Raw genomic sequence first — 14898 nt, forward strand, 5'->3', positions numbered from 1 at the left:
CGCAAGAGGCCTTCCACCCGTCCATCGCTGTGTTGCTCGCCATTCCACGCCGCTGTCTAGCACAATTCGCCGAGGGTCGAAACGCTGCCCTCACCCGCACCGGCGGTCGGCCGGGAAGCGGCCTGGAAGCAGCTAGGACTCGCCGCGAACGGTGTGGCCATTGGCCCGCTCGTCGCCCAGCAGATTGGCGGCGACACGGGCAAACACCCGCGCGCCGATAGGGATCAGGTCGTCCGGGAAATCATAGTCCGGGTTGTGCAGCGATGGGTGCGCCTCGCCGGCGCCGAGAAAGAACATGGCGGATTTCGCGCCGCGCCCGAACAGGCCGAAATCCTCCGAAGCCCGCATCGGGAGGTCTTCCTCGCTGTGCCGGACACCCTCTTGATCGAGAGCCAGCCGGAGAGGCTCGACCGCCTCGGGCGCGTTCACGCTGGCAACGAAGATCTCGTGATAGGTGATCTCGTGCATGAGACCATGATCACCCGCGATCCTGGTCACAAGAGCCTCGGCGGCCGCGCGCAGGTCGGACATGTTGTCGTCGAGCCTGGTCCGCAGGCAGGCCCATATCTCGGCATGTCCGGGGGCGACGCCGAACACCGCCTCGCCCATGGAGGCGTGCGTGACCGTCACCATGCGGAAGCCGTCGTCGGCGAAAGTGAACTGGCCCAGCCTTGGGAGTTCCGGCATCAGCCGGCTGACCGCCTGCATGGGTGAAATACCGGTCTCGGGCATGGAGGAATGGGCGGTCTTGCCGCCCAGCCTTATGCGCATCCCCCGCGAGGCGCAGTTCACGGTCCCGGCCTTCAGCCTCACCTCGCCGAGCGGCACGCCCGGAAGGTTGTGAAGCGAGAAGGCGAATTCCGGCGCAATCTCGGAAAAGCGCGGGTCGCCCACCACTCCAGCCGCGCCGTCTCCACTTTCCTCGGCCGGCTGAAACATCAGGACGACGCGGCCGCGCGCGGGTCGAGCCCGCCCGAACAGTCGGCCGAGGGCGGCCAGGATGGTCGTGTGGCCGTCATGCCCGCACATATGAGACTTGCCCGGCACGAGCGAGGCGTGCGGAACGCCGGACAGTTCGTGAATCGGCAGCGCATCCAGTTCCGAACGGAACAGCAGGGTCGGGCCCGGCCGGCCGCTGTCATAGACCATGGCGACGCCGTGACCGCCCATCCCGGTAAGCACCCGGTCGGGATTCGTGTCCCGAAGGAACGCCACCACTTCCCTCGCGGTCTCCGCTTCCTCGTTCGAGATTTCCGGCCGCTGGTGCAGCTTCCGTCGCCACGCGGTGAGTTCAACCAGATCGCGATTGGTCAGCGTCAATGCGGAAACTCCCCTCTCCCGGCGCGAGGGCGCCGGAGTGCCGCGGCAGCGAATGCGGGCGGCGGAATTCTGGCATAGGCGGGTGTTCCGCCGAAACCCGTCTCGATCGCCAGAAGAACAGAACGTCGCCTCGCCGCGGCGGGCAGCGGCTTGAGCGAGCCGTTGGCCGGGTGCCTCTCTCAACCAATTATGTCGACAAAAACTATCATATAATCAATTTTCTCGTTCTTAATTGCAAAAAGTGTCGACAAAAAATCTGCGTGCCGTATGTAGGACGGAACATATGGGAGAGGCGGACATGACATCGGATCGGGATGCCCTGCGAACGTTCAACGCGCATGGCCAAGCGTTCGCCTGTCATGCGCTTTCCGCGCTCGAGGAAAAGCACGGCTTCACTCTGGCGACACGCCCCTATTGCCTGAGGGTGCTGCTGGAGAACGTGCTGCGGAATGTCGGCGTCAACGACATTGGCGAGGAGGATGTTCGCCGCCTGATCGCCTGGTCGCCGGCGGCCGACGAGATCATCCCCGTGCCCTTCCACCCGGCGCGCGTGCTGATGCAGGACTATACGGGCATTCCGACCCTCGTGGATCTCGCCGCGATGCGCGACGCCATGGTGGCCCGGGGCCGGGAGGCCGGCGACGTCAATCCGCAGATCCCCGTGGACCTCGTCATCGACCATTCGCTGATCGTCGACGAGGCGGGCCATGCCGGTGCGATGAGCCTCAATCTCGTTCACGAGTTTCGTCGCAACGCCGAGCGCTACCAGCTCGCGAAATGGGCGCAGTCCGCCTTCCAGGGCATCCGCGTCGTTCCGCCCGGCAAGGGAATCCTGCACCAGGTAAACATCGAGCACATCGCCACGCTGGTGCGGACGCAGCAGCAGGCCGACGGCACGGTGCTGGCCTATCCCGACACGATGGTCGGCACCGACAGTCACAGCACGATGGTCAACGGCATCGGCGTGCTGGGCTGGGGCGTCGGCGGCATCGAGGCCGAGGCCGCCATGCTCGGCCTGCCGCTGGTGGTGCCGCTCGGGCGCATCGTCGGCGTGCGGCTGACCGGCATGGTGCGCGAGGGCGTGACGGCGACCGACATCGTGCTCACCTTGACGCAGCGCCTGCGCGCGGTCGGCGTGGTCGATGCCTTCGTCGAATTCTACGGGCCCTCCGCCGGCCGGCTCAGCGTCGCCGACCGCGCGACCCTCGCCAACATGTCGCCGGAGTTCGGCTCGACCTGCGGCTTCTTCCCCATCGACCGCGCGACGATCGACTATCTTAAGCTGACCGGCCGCTCGCCCGAGCAGGTGCAACTGGTCGAAGCCTATGCGAGGCAGCAGCAGCTCTGGCGCGACGACGAGGCGCCCGAGCCCGAATACAGCCACGTGGTCGAGTTCGACCTCGGCACGGTGGAGCCGAGCGTGGCGGGCCCGCGGCGCCCGCAGGACCGGGTGGCGCTGCCGCAGGTGGCGGAGAATTTCCGCTTGCAGATGAAGTCCGAACCCGCGGGCGTTCGTGAAGGAATCGACAATGGCTCGGTCGTGCTCGCGGCGATCACCAGCTGCACCAACACCTCCAATCCGGCGGTGATGATCGGGGCGGGACTGCTGGCGCGCAAGGCGGTGCAGCACGGCCTCACCTCCAAGCCATGGGTCAAGACCTCGCTGACGCCGGGCTCGCGCGTCGTCAGCGGCTATCTGGAGGCCACCGGGCTCCAGGCGGATCTCGACCGCCTCGGCTTTCATGTCGCCGGCTATGGCTGCGCGACCTGCGGCGGCAATTCCGGCCAACTCGATCCGAAGATCGAAGAGGAGATCCTCGCCCGGCAGGCGGTGGCGGTCGCGGTGCTGTCAGGCAACCGCAACTTCGAGGCGCGCATCCACCCTCTCGCCAAGGCGAACTACCTGATGTCGCCGCCGCTGGTCATCGCCTATGCGCTTGCCGGCACGGTCGATATCGATCTCACGCACGACCCCATCGGCACCGGCACGGACGGGCAGCCGGTGTTCCTGAAGGACATCTGGCCCAGTTCGCAGGAGATCCTCGGCGTCCTGTCGCAGGCGGTAACGCCGGAGCTGTTCCGCAAATACTATGCCGACCTCTTCGCCGGGGATGCGGTCTGGAATGCGCTGGAAGCCTCGCGCGGCCAGCTCTTCCCCTGGCAGCCGGCCAGCACCTATATCCGCCGCCCGCCCTATTTCGACGACCATACCGACCGGACGGATGCGGTGTCGGTGATCGAAGGCGCCCGGCCGTTGCTGCTGCTGGGCGACAGCATCACCACCGACCACATCTCGCCGGTCGGCGACATCGCGGCGTCCTCGCCGGCGGGGCAGCTGCTGTCCAGCCATCAGGTGGCGCAGCGCGACTTCAACGCCTATGGCTCACGCCGCGCCAACCATGAGGTGATGGTGCGCGGCACCTTCGCCAATATCCGCCTGCGCAACGAGATCGTGCCCGGCGTGGAGGGAGGCTTTACCCGGCACGTTCCGACCGGCGAGATTCTTCCCGTCTTCGACGCCGCCACCCGCTACGCCGAGGAAGGCGTGCCGCTGGTGATCATCGCCGGCCGTGAATATGGCTGCGGCTCCTCGCGCGACTGGGCGGCGAAGGGCACGCGCTTGCTGGGCGTGCGGGCGGTGATGGCGGAGAGCTTCGAACGCATCCACCGCTCGAACCTCATCGCCATGGGCGTTCTGCCTCTCCAGTTCCCGGAAGGCGTGACCCGCGCCACGCTCGGTCTCGACGGCTCCGAGCGCATCGATCTCCACGGGTTCGAGGGCTGGACGAAGCCCGGCGAGACATTGACGGCTCGCATCACCCGCGCCGACGGCACGGTGTTGTCGGTCGAGATGCGCGGGCGGCTCGATACCGCCAACGAACTCAAGGTCTGGCGCGCCGGAGGCATCCTGCCTTTCGTTTTCCGCCGCCTGCTGGAGGACGGCGCACAGGAAGGGAAAGCCGATGTCGCGTGAGCCGACGCCCCAGATCGCCGTGCCTGCCGTCTATATGCGCGGGGGCACCAGCCGGGCGATCATCTTCCACGCGGCGGACCTTCCCGCGGATCCGGCGGCCCGCGACGCGATCTTCCTCGCCGCGCTCGGCAGCCCGGATCCGAACCGGCGCCAGCTGGACGGGCTGGGCGGCGCGATCTCCTCGCTCTCCAAGATCGCCATCGTCGGCCCGTCGAGCCGGCCGGACGCGGATGTCGACTACACGTTCGGGCAGGTCGCCATCGACGCCCCGCTGGTGCAATACAAGGGCAATTGCGGCAACATCTCCTCCGCGATCGGGCCTTTCGCGCTCGACGAAGGGCTGGTTGCGGCCGACGGCGACAGCGCGACCGTTCGGATCCACAACACCAATACCGGCAAGATCATCGTCTCGCGCTTTCCGGTGAGCGGCGGCCAGGCCGCGGTGGATGGCGATTTCGAGCTGCAGGGCGTCGCCGGCAGGGGCGCGCCCATTCGTCTCTCCTTCCTGGAACCCGGTGGCGCCGCGACCGGCCGGCTGCTGCCGACCGGACGGGTGCGGGACGATCTCCTCGTCGAGGGCCTCGGGACATTGAGCGTGTCCATGGTCGATGCCGCCAACCCGGTGGTGTTCGTGGACGCCCGCTCGCTCGACATGACGGGCACGGAGCTGCCGGACGAGATAGAGGCACGGCCCGGGCTTCTCGCCCGGCTGGAAGCCATCCGTGCCGCCGCCGCCGTGGCCATGGGCATCGCGGCGACCGAGGCCGAGGCCCGCACGCGCATCCGCAACCTGCCGCAGGTTGGTATCCTCGCCGCGCCGGTCGATACGCCGACGCTCAGCGGGAAGGTGCTGTCCGCGTCGTCCTTCCACATTCTGGCGCGCATGATCTCGGCCGGCCAGCCGCACAAGGCGTCGCCACTGACGGGAGCCATGTGCCTCGCCATCGCCATGCGACTGCCGGGCACCATCGCCGCCGAACTGGCACGCCTGCCCTCCGATCCCGACGCGGACCTGATCGTCGCGCATCCGTCCGGCCTGCTGCCGGTCGCCGCACGGCTGCGTGAGGACGGCGCGCCGCATGCCGAGGAGGCGGTCGTCTACCGGACCGCCCGCCGGCTGATGCAGGGCAGCGTGCTGGTGCCGCGCAAGCTGCTGGAGGCCCTGGAAAATGTATCGACAGGGAACTGAGCCCCCGGCAGGCTCCGCCGCACCATGCGAGGAAGGATGCCATGCTGGACGAACTCGATGATTCCACGACGGTTGCGGACAGCGCCCTGGCCCGCCTCACCCAGGTCATACTCGACGGCGAGCTGAAGCCCGGCGCCAAGGTCAGCGAGCCGGAACTGGCACGGCGCTTCGGCATCAGCCGCGCGCCGCTGCGCGAGGCGATCCGCCGCCTGGAGGAGCGCAGCGTGCTCACCCGGGCGCCGCGCCTCGGGGCGCGGGTGGTGGTGCTGTCGCCGGCAAAGGTGGAGCAGATCTTCGTCGTGCGCGAGGCGGTGGAAGGCATGATCGCCCGCGAGGCGGCCAAGCTGATCACCGATGCCGAGGTGGCGCAATTGCGGGAAAGCCTGGCGCGGCAGAAGGCTCGTTCCGAGGAAATCGGCTTTTCCACCTTCCTGACCCGCGAGCTGGACAGCGACTTCCATACCTTCATCGCCCAGTGCAGCCGCAACGAATTCCTGATCAAGTTCCTCTGCGAGGACTATGCGACGCTGATCGGGCTGTGCCGCAAGCACCTGCGCCAGGTGCCCGAGCGCGCCTATCGCGCCTTCGTCGAGCATGGCCGGATCGTGGACGCGCTGGCCGACCGTGATCCCGACATGGCGGAACTGGCGATGCGCCGGCACATCCAGGCCTCCCGGCAGATGATGGTGGCGAGCGTGCAGGATCCCGGCAGCGAAGGCGGCCGTCGTCGGCGACGCGGCACGAACTAGGTTTGTTGCGTCAGTTTTGTCGACATAATCGGCACAACAAACTTAGAATAACTTGACATTGGCCTAATATGGCTAAAAATGTCGACAATAATGCGAGCCGCAGCAAGAGCTCGCACCCTCTGGAAACGTTCATCAGGAGAGTGTCATGACCCGTTCCACGCGCTGGAAGGCGCCGGCGCCTTTCGCTTCGTTCGGACGCGCCATACGGCGCGGCATCGGAGGAGCCGTCCTCGTCGCGGCGGTCGGCTGCGCGGGCATGGCGCAGGCGCAGCAGGTCACCGTGACCATTCCTGCCGCTCCCGGCGGGGGCTGGGACAACACGGCGCGCATGACGATGCAGACCCTGCAGAAGGAGAAGCTGGTCACCGGCGGCATCCAGTTCGTCAACAAGGGCGGCGGCGTGGGCATCATCGGGCTCACCGATTTCGTGCGCAACAACAAGGGCAACGACAACGGCCTGATGTTCATGGGCGTGATCATGCTCTCGAGCATCCTGACCAACCGCTCGGCCATCACCATGGACGACGTGGCGCCGCTGGCGCGGCTGACACGCGAATACAACGCCGTCGCGGTGCCTGCGGATTCGCCGATCAAGACCTCCGCCGATCTCGTAGCCGAGCTCAAGAAGGATCCCGGCGCGTTCGCGGTCGGCGGGTCGGGCGTCGGCACCGTCGATCACCTGACCATGGCGCTGATCGCCAAGACCCAGGGAATTCCCGCCAACAAGTTGAATTTCATCGCTTTTAGCGGCGGCGAGATCGTGCCGGCACTGGTGGGCGGAAAGATCAAGGCGGCGGTCTCCGGCCTGTCCGAGCTCTATCCGCTGGCGAAGGCCGGGCGCATCCGCCTCGTGGCGGTGACGTCGGACAACCGCCTGCCGGGTGTGGATATCCCGACGCTGAAGGAAGCCGGGCTCGACGTTTCCGTGAGCAACTGGCGCGGCGTCGTCGGGGCGCCCGGCATGAGCGAGGCGGCCCGCAAGGAATGGATCGGCCGGTTCGAGACCATGGCCAAGTCGCCGGAATGGGCGGCGGCGCTGGAGAAGCAGGGCATGGAGAATGCCTATCTCGGCGGCGAGGCGTTCTCGGCCTTCATCGCGTCGGAAAACAAGAACTGGCAAGGGCTTCTGAAGGAAGCCGGCCTCGTCAACTGACGACGCGGGAGACAGGGCGATGAACGATCGCGTAGCGCCGCGGCCCTGGTGGGTGCCCGCAGGAGTGATCGGCTTCGGGGCCGTCATGCTCTACGGGGCGACCCAGCTGGGACAGTCCGACGCCCATTCGGGCGTGGGGCCCGGCCTGTTCGTGACAATCATCGGCATCGCCCTCATCCTGCTCGGGACGGCGCTCGGCGTGCAGGTCGCGCGGGGCGTCGCCTTCACCTCGACGGAGGGCGCCGACGCGTATGATGAGGTGGACGATGAGGACAGAACTCATCGCGGGCCGCTGCTCCTCGCCATCGCCTCGCTGGCGGCGCCGCTGGTGCTGATGCAGGCCGCCGGCTTCCCGCTCACCGCCGCTGTGGTGTTCGCGGGCATCGCCCGTGCCTTCGGCTCGCGACGGCCAGTTGTCGACATCCTGACCGGCGCGGTGCTGGGCGGGGTGGCATGGTTCTTCTTCAACTGGCTCGGCGTCAATCTCGGCCCGTTCCTGCCGTGGCTGACGGAGCGCTGACCATGTCGACCCTCGACCTGCTGCTGCACGGCTTCGGCGTCGCCTTCCAGCCGGTCAACCTGCTAATGGCCTTCATCGGCAGCCTGCTCGGCACCGCCATCGGCGTGCTGCCGGGGATAGGGCCGGCGCTGACCATCGCCCTCTTGATGCCGGTGACGACCTCGCTGGAGCCGGCCTCCGCCTTCATCATGTTCGCCGGCATCCTCTACGGGGCGATGTATGGCGGCTCGACCACCTCGATCCTGCTCAACACGCCGGGCGAGAGCGGGTCGATGATGACCGCGCTCGAGGGCAACCAGATGGCCCGGCGCGGGCGCGGTGCCGCCGCGCTGGCCACCGCCGCCATCGGCTCCTTCGTCGCCGGCACCATCGGCACGCTGGCGCTGTCCTTCGTGGCGCCGGCGGTTTCCGAACTCGCCTTCATCTTCGGGCCGGAGGACTATTTCGCGCTGATGGTGTTGTCCTTCACCACCATCTCGGTGGTGCTGGGCAATTCGCCGCTGCGCGGCGCCATCGCGGTGGCGGTCGGGCTCGGCCTCGGCGTGATCGGCATCGACGCCCAGACCGGGCAATCGCGCCTGACCTTCGGCAGCCTCGACCTGCTCGACGGCATTCCCTTCACCATCGTGCTGGTGTCGCTCTTCGCCGTGGGCGAGATCATCTATGTCGCCAGCCGCGGGCCGGAGCGCGATGGCGGCATCAACCCGCTGAGCGGCGGCATCTGGATGACCAGGGAGGACTGGAAGCGCTCCTGGAAGCCGTGGCTGCGTGGCACCGCGCTCGGCTTTCCCATCGGGGTGCTGCCGGCCGGCGGCTCGGAGATTCCGACCTTCCTGTCCTATGCGGTGGAGAAGCGCCTCTCGAAGCACCCGGAGGAGTTCGGCTCCGGCGCCATCGAGGGTGTTGCCGGCCCCGAGGCGGCGAACAATGCGGCGGCGGCCGGCATATTGGTGCCGCTACTCACCCTCGGCCTGCCGACCTCGGCGACCTCGGCCATCCTGCTCAGTGCCTTCCAGGGCTACGGGCTGCAGCCGGGTCCGCTGCTGTTCGTGAACAATGCCGAACTGGTGTGGGGGCTGATCGCCTCGCTCTATATCGGCAATTTCATGCTGATCGTGCTCAACCTGCCGCTCGCCGGCATGTGGGTGCGGCTACTGATGATCCCTCGCCCGCAGCTCTATGCCGGCATCGTGATCTTCGCCCTGGTCGGCGTCTGGGGGCTTTCGACCTCGTGGTTCGACCTGCTCCTGATGTTCGCGATGGGCCTGCTCGGCTATGCGATGCGGCTCTACGACTTCCCGGCGGCGCCGGTGCTGATCGGGCTGATTCTCGGGCCGATGGCCGAGCAGCAGCTGCGCCGGGCGCTCGCCATCAGCCAGGGCGATCCGGTCGCGCTCGTCTCGACGCCGATCTCCGCCACGCTGCTCGGCCTCGCTTTGTGCATCGTGCTGCTGCCGCCGCTGCTGCGCCATCTCGCCCGGCGGCCCGCCGGCGGCGAGCGGCGCGCCGTGTCACGGCCGGCGCCCTGATCCCCATGGCCGACCGGTCCGGCGCGTCGCCCGGGCGGCCGGCTAGTGCGCCGACACGCGCCGTCGCGCCCTCGATGCGGCACCGTTGCGCAGTGCCCAGCGACCGACCGGGGTCGCCGCTCTCATCAGCGTCAAGGCACCGAACGAGCCGGGGCGCTCCTTTCCGGGGATCAGCTCACGCAGGGGATCCGGCATCAGCGCGACGCCGGCGCCCATCACGAAACGGCGAAACAGGCCCAATGCGGGCGACGGGGTCGGCGCGGACGAGATCACCCGCAGCACCTCTCGCGTGCGCGCGTCGAAGCGCAGCTGCGGCGTCATCTGCCGCAGATAGGCGTCCACCGCCGATGCGGTGACAGGCACGTCCGGCGCGCCCAGCATCCGCGCGACGATCGCCATCTCGCGGAAATAGCGGTCCTGCTCGGCCTCGGGCATTCCGGGATCGACGAAGGCGCGATGGGCCGACAGGAAGCCGGACGTCTCGGCGACGTGGATCCAGGTCAGCAGGGCGGGATCGCTGGCGCGGTAGCCCCTCCCCGCCGCATCGACACCTGCCACGCTCATGTGCCGCAGCCGCACGCGCTCGACGAGGGTCTCGGCGGTCGGCCGGGCGGCATAGGTCGTGCCGGCCACGAATTGCGCGGTCCGCGCCAGCCGCCCCATGACATCGGCCCTGAAATTCGAATGGTCCCACACGCCGGCTATGGCGAGGGGGTGCAGCATCTGGGTCATCAGGGCGGAAACGCCGCCGACGATCATCGGCACGAAATCGGCGTGAACCTTCCAGGCTACGGAACCGGGGCCGAACAGGCCGGGATCGCCCGGCGGCCGGTCGAAATCGATCACCCCCGCGCCGGTCACCCGCCGGATGTTGCGCTCGATCGCCTCGCGAATATGGATCACCATTCCCTCACGAATAGTCCTGCGCACCCGCCCGGCCGGGGTCGAGGGGCTCGCGAACGCTCTTCCGGCCCGGCAGCGTCATGGCGATCACGCCGGCGAGGACGCAGCCGAGACCGATCCACGCGGTCGAGGCCAATGTCTCGCCGAGGAAGACGATGCCGATCCCCACGCCGATGGGAACCCTGAGATAGGCTTGCGCCGTGGTTCCCACCGAGCCGAGCGTCTGTACCAGCCGGAAATAGATCACGAAGGCAAGCGCCGTCGAGAAGACCGACAAGGCGAGCAGCGCCAGGAGCGAGCCGGCGGCGGGCGCCAGCGTCCAGGGCCGATCGACCGCCAGGCTCACCGGCAGCAGCAGGGCCGCGCCGCATATGAGCGAGCCGGCCGCGGGCATCATCGGATCGAGGCCCTTGAAGCTCTTCCCGAAGATCGCCGCGCCGGCATAGCAGACGGTGGCGGCGACGACGGCGAGCTGCACCCACAGCGCATGCCCGAGCCCGTTCAACGCTTCGACCCCGATGATGAGGCAGGTTCCGGCGAGGCCCGCCGCCACGCCGAACAGCTTGCGCCCCGTCACCGGCTCGTGCCGGGTGACGAGGCCGGTCAGCAGGAAGGTGAAGATCGGCGTCGTGGAATTGAGGATCGCCGCCAGGCCCGCTTCGGTCGTCTGCTCCGCCCACGCGATCAGGGTGAAGGGCACGACGCTGTTGAGGCAAGCCTGGATCAGGAAGCGCCGCCATGTCGCCCGGTCGCGCGGCAGGCGCAGGCCGCGCCCATGAATCACCGCCGTCAGCAGCGCGCCCGCGATCAGCGTTCGGGCGGCGATCAGCGTGACGGGAGGAATGGTCTCCACGCCGATCTTGATGAATGTGTAGGACGCTCCCCACAGCGTCGACAGCGTCAGCAGCAGCGCCATTTCCCTCGCCATGTTCGTCTTGTCGGTCATGTCCTGCCTCGTCCGCCTTCCGATGATGGCCCGGGCCTTCTCTATCCGCTCGACGGCGCGGGACGTTTCGGCCGGGACCGAAGCATTCGCGGCTGACGGCGGAGCGACGGGCCGCTACCCTTTCCCCATGACGAACATGGCATCGGGCAACACCATAGCGGAGGTCGCAAGCCTGATCGGCGATGCGGCACGGGCGAACATGCTGGCCGCGCTGATGGGCGGCCAGGCGCTGACGGCAGGCGAGCTGGCCCACCATGCCGGCGTGACCGCGCAGACCACCAGCGGGCATCTCGCCAGAATGACCGGGGCGCAGCTGCTCACGGTCGAGAAGCAGGGGCGGCACCGCTATTATCGGCTCGCCTCCCCGGCGGTCGCGCAGGCCATCCACGCCCTGATGGCGGTGGCGGCGGAAGGGCCGAAGCGGCACCATCCCATCGGCCCGAAGGACGAGGCGCTGCGGCTGGCACGGACCTGCTACGATCACATGGCGGGGCGACTGGCGCTGGCGGTCGCCGACAGCCTGGTGCGGCAAGGCCATCTCATCCTCGCGGACGGCGTCGGCCTCGTCACCGAGAGCGGGCAGGGCTTCTTCTGCGACTTCGGCATCGACCTCACCGAGGCGGCGCCGTCCCGGCGCCCCCTGTGCCGCACCTGCCTCGACTGGAGCGAGCGGCGCCCGCACATCGCCGGCCGGCTCGGCGCGGCGCTGTTGGACAGGGCGCTGGATCGGGGATGGGTGGCGCGACGGCCCGACAGCCGGGCCCTGCGCCTGACGCGCCTCGGCGACCAAGGCTTCGCAACGATCTTCGCACTTCCCGCCGATTGGCGGGAGCCGGGCGCGGGACATCGGCCATGAGCGACCTGCCCGGCGCCGGGGCGGAGGCCGGGTGGCGCGGCTTCCGCTACGCCGCCGAGCGCCCCGCCAGCCGCTCGCGAAGGCGCGCCGGCAGTTGCCGCGCCGACTTCACGCGGGGCAGCTCCCGCTCCGGCACGCAGCTGCCGGCGCCGTAGAGGGCTTCATATTCCGCGTGATTGTCGAAGCGCCGCCGGCTGACATTGTCGACGAAGGTCTCCGCCGGCACGCCCTCGGCGAGCACCAGATCATGCCGCTCCGTCTCGATGTGATAGACCGTGAACCGCGCGCCGAGCTCGTCGGGTGATAGGCGCCGGATGGTGGTGCCGTTGACCAGCGCGCCAGCCTGCACCAGCAGGCCATCGATCAGCAGCGCATGATCGCCGGTCACGTCGAGGTCGCGGACCGGCAGGCCGGCGCCCAGCGCACCGGCGCCGATCCGCACCGGCCGGCGCTCCTCCGCCAGGAACAGCGGCGCGGCGCTCTTGCGGCCGATCCATTTCACCGGAACCGCCCGCCCGTCCGCGGTGGACACCAGCTCGCCGATGGACAGGCATTCCACCGCTACCGTGCCGGCCGGGGTGGCGATGCCGGTGCCGGCAAGGAAGCACAGCAGGATGTCGGTGGGCTGGACGGAGAAATCGTCGCCGATGTTCAGCGACGACGCGCCGAAAAGGAATATTTCCCCCGTGCCGCCCACCTGCTGCATCACATAGCTCCCCGGATCCGGCCCTTCGCCGAGATAGACGTAGGAGCCGGAATAAATGGGAGTGAGAGCCGCAACTATGGCCGGACTGATGGGAGAAGAACTTGCGCTGAGAGTGGGCGCGTCGAGAATGTCCCCGACGGCAACAATGTCGTCATTCGTTGTAAAATCGGCGTAAATTTCAATAGTTTCGGCCACGGCTAGAGTTATACCCATCGCTATGAGCGCATCGGCCATGGCATTGGCCGTGACGGTGAAGGTCGTTCCGTCTACCTGATCGACGCTGTAGGTGAATGGAAGGGTGAGTTCCATTGTCGTCCTCTCGGTTTCGGGCCCATCCCCGTGCTGCGGCCGGAAGAACGTAACGGTAATGCAGGATGGATCCAAGTCGATTGCGAAGGGACATCCAATAAATCATCCCGGCATGACGAAGGATTGCAGAAAGGTCGACCGTCGACTTGCGGTGATTTTCCGGCTGCTCCGTAAATTCCGTCGCCCCAGCACGGAAGCGGGGTCGGCGGGCTACCGTGCGATCCGCCTCGACGCCTAGGAGAACGACACCACGAATTCCCGAATGCCGGAGGCGATGAACTGCACGGCGACGCAGGTCAGCAGGAAGCCCATGATCTTCGTCACCGCCTGAATGCCGTGCTCCCCGAGAAACCTCGCCAGCCAGTTGGCCCCGACGAGCGCCGCGAACGCGACCATGGTGCAGAGGAAGACGCCGACGAGAACCACGACATAGCCGAGCAGGCGGTGATCGGCCGGCACCTGCGACCCATAGCTCATCACCACGGCGATGGAGCCCGGGCCCGCCAGGCTCGGCATGGCCAGCGGCGAGAACGAGAAATCGATCTCCGCCTGCTTGATCTCCGCCGGCTCGGCATCCACCGACGCCGCCTCCCCTTCGCCCGAAAACAGCATGCGGAAGGCCAGGACGAGGATGATCAATCCGCCGGCCACCCGGATTCCCGGCATGGAAATGCCGAACAGCGCGATGATTCCGTGACCGAGGAAAAGGAACGCCGCCAGTATCGCGAAAGCATAGAGGGAGGCGCGCAGAGCCTGTTGCCGCTTGTGTTGCGCCGACATCCTCTTGGTGAGCGCCAGAAACAGCGGCACGGTGCTCAGGGGATTCATGATCGGCAGCAGGCCAATTGCCACCAGCGGGATATATTTGAGCGCGGTGAGATACGGTTCCATCCGCCATGACTAACAGCGTCGCGCCTCGCGTGAAACCCGCGTGGCCTGCAGGTTTCAGGAATGCAGCCGGCTCGGCGCCCAGCTGCGCCCCCGCCGTTCCCGGCCACAGGCGGCAATCGTCGAGGACACCCTCCCCCGCTGCCGATGATCATTCCGCGATGTCGGCACCCTCTGCATCGACGATCGGCACCGGCGTCGGAAGCCAGCTGGCCAGGGCGGCGCGGCCGGCCTCGGTCAACGCGTAGACGCCGCGCTCGGAGCGCTCGAACCAGCCATAGACGTTGCGGCGCAGGATCTTCTGGGCATCGGGAAAGGATGGCTTGAGATCGCGCGGCCGCTTCGGCGCCGCGGCCATCGCGGCGGCGCAGGCCAGCGCCTGCTGGCGATACGCGGTCATGATCGGCTTGCGCGTGCCGCCGCCGGCCACGGGATCGCCTTGCCGCCGCTTGTGCTCCTCCACCACCCGCGAGCGCCGGCGCGGATCCTTCCGCGGCACCGGCGCGGTCGGTGAGACGAGGATGTCGACACGGCCGGAAGAGGAGACCCCCAGCAATCCGAAGCCGAGGCGCCGGCAGAGATTGCGATATCTGGGATCGCCCTCGCGCCCCTTGCCGGTGGCCGAGAGCCGGGCGGCCAGCCAGATCTCGTCGGCGATGCTCATGCGATCGACGCCCTGGAGGATGAGCTCGAGATTGAAGGTCAGCTTGAGTTCGCCGATGACCACCACGGCGGGCTCGTCGGGCCGGATGCCGACGAGGTCGCAGGACCCGATCTCCCCCTTCACAGCATAGCCCAACCCCTCGAGGAAGAGCTTGACCGGTTCATAAAGAGCGGTTTCCACATCGCACTCCGC

At 67.9% G+C, this 14898-nt stretch carries 13 protein-coding genes; 7 read left to right on the plus strand and 6 right to left on the minus strand.

Annotated features, from left to right (window positions below; all coding sequences use genetic code 11):
* Window positions 1-132: 132 nt before the first annotated feature.
* Window positions 133-1320, minus strand: a complete 1188-nt coding sequence (locus KHC19_RS06665; protein WP_213351564.1) for an amidohydrolase — start codon at window positions 1318-1320, stop codon at window positions 133-135.
* A gap of 298 nt (window positions 1321-1618) precedes the next feature.
* Between KHC19_RS06665 and acnA the strand changes: the two genes are divergently transcribed.
* From acnA to KHC19_RS06695, 6 genes are all read left to right on the plus strand, one after another.
* A complete protein-coding gene (gene acnA, locus KHC19_RS06670) occupies window positions 1619-4294 on the plus strand; it encodes an aconitate hydratase AcnA (RefSeq protein ID WP_213351565.1) in 2676 nt (891 codons plus the stop codon).
* Entirely contained in the window at window positions 4284-5483 is a 1200-nt protein-coding gene (locus KHC19_RS06675) for a 2-methylaconitate cis-trans isomerase PrpF family protein (RefSeq protein WP_213351566.1), read from the plus strand. The genes acnA and KHC19_RS06675 overlap by 11 nt, the downstream gene beginning before the upstream one ends.
* Before the next feature lie 41 nt (window positions 5484-5524).
* Window positions 5525-6232, plus strand: a complete 708-nt coding sequence (locus KHC19_RS06680; protein ID WP_213351567.1) for a GntR family transcriptional regulator — start codon at window positions 5525-5527, stop codon at window positions 6230-6232.
* Between the two features lie 145 nt (window positions 6233-6377).
* On the plus strand, window positions 6378-7385 hold the full coding sequence (locus tag KHC19_RS06685) for a Bug family tripartite tricarboxylate transporter substrate binding protein (RefSeq protein WP_213351568.1): 1008 nt from the start codon (window positions 6378-6380) through the stop codon (window positions 7383-7385).
* Window positions 7386-7404: 19 nt separating this feature from the next.
* On the plus strand, window positions 7405-7905 hold the full coding sequence (locus KHC19_RS06690) for a tripartite tricarboxylate transporter TctB family protein (RefSeq protein ID WP_213351569.1): 501 nt from the start codon (window positions 7405-7407) through the stop codon (window positions 7903-7905).
* 2 nt (window positions 7906-7907) lie between these two features.
* The gene (locus KHC19_RS06695; RefSeq protein WP_213351570.1) at window positions 7908-9434 is read left to right on the plus strand and encodes a tripartite tricarboxylate transporter permease; all 1527 of its coding nucleotides are present in this window, start codon (window positions 7908-7910) and stop codon (window positions 9432-9434) included.
* Window positions 9435-9476: 42 nt separating this feature from the next.
* On the opposite strand, the gene KHC19_RS06700 is transcribed toward KHC19_RS06695, so the two are convergent.
* On the minus strand, window positions 9477-10340 hold the full coding sequence (locus KHC19_RS06700) for an oxygenase MpaB family protein (RefSeq protein WP_213351571.1): 864 nt from the start codon (window positions 10338-10340) through the stop codon (window positions 9477-9479).
* Window positions 10341-10344: 4 nt separating this feature from the next.
* A complete protein-coding gene (locus tag KHC19_RS06705; protein WP_213351572.1) occupies window positions 10345-11283 on the minus strand; it encodes a DMT family transporter in 939 nt (312 codons plus the stop codon).
* Between the two features lie 127 nt (window positions 11284-11410).
* Here KHC19_RS06705 and KHC19_RS06710 point away from each other — a divergent pair, with 127 nt between their 5' ends.
* Window positions 11411-12139 (plus strand): ArsR/SmtB family transcription factor, encoded by a 729-nt coding sequence (locus tag KHC19_RS06710; protein WP_213351573.1) that lies wholly within the window; start codon window positions 11411-11413, stop codon window positions 12137-12139.
* Between the two features lie 46 nt (window positions 12140-12185).
* Here the strand turns inward: KHC19_RS06710 and KHC19_RS06715 are convergent, their stop codons facing one another.
* From KHC19_RS06715 to KHC19_RS06725, 3 genes are all read right to left on the minus strand, one after another.
* A complete protein-coding gene (locus KHC19_RS06715) occupies window positions 12186-13154 on the minus strand; it encodes a Hint domain-containing protein (RefSeq protein WP_213351574.1) in 969 nt (322 codons plus the stop codon).
* A 234-nt stretch (window positions 13155-13388) separates the two neighbouring features.
* A complete protein-coding gene (locus tag KHC19_RS06720; protein WP_213351575.1) occupies window positions 13389-14045 on the minus strand; it encodes a MarC family NAAT transporter in 657 nt (218 codons plus the stop codon).
* A gap of 148 nt (window positions 14046-14193) precedes the next feature.
* Complete coding sequence (locus tag KHC19_RS06725) at window positions 14194-14886, minus strand: DUF2161 domain-containing phosphodiesterase (protein ID WP_213351576.1); 693 nt, start codon at window positions 14884-14886, stop codon at window positions 14194-14196.
* Window positions 14887-14898: the final 12 nt, after the last annotated feature.

The organism is Ancylobacter oerskovii (assembly GCF_018390555.1).
Lineage (GTDB): Bacteria > Pseudomonadota > Alphaproteobacteria > Rhizobiales > Xanthobacteraceae > Ancylobacter > Ancylobacter oerskovii.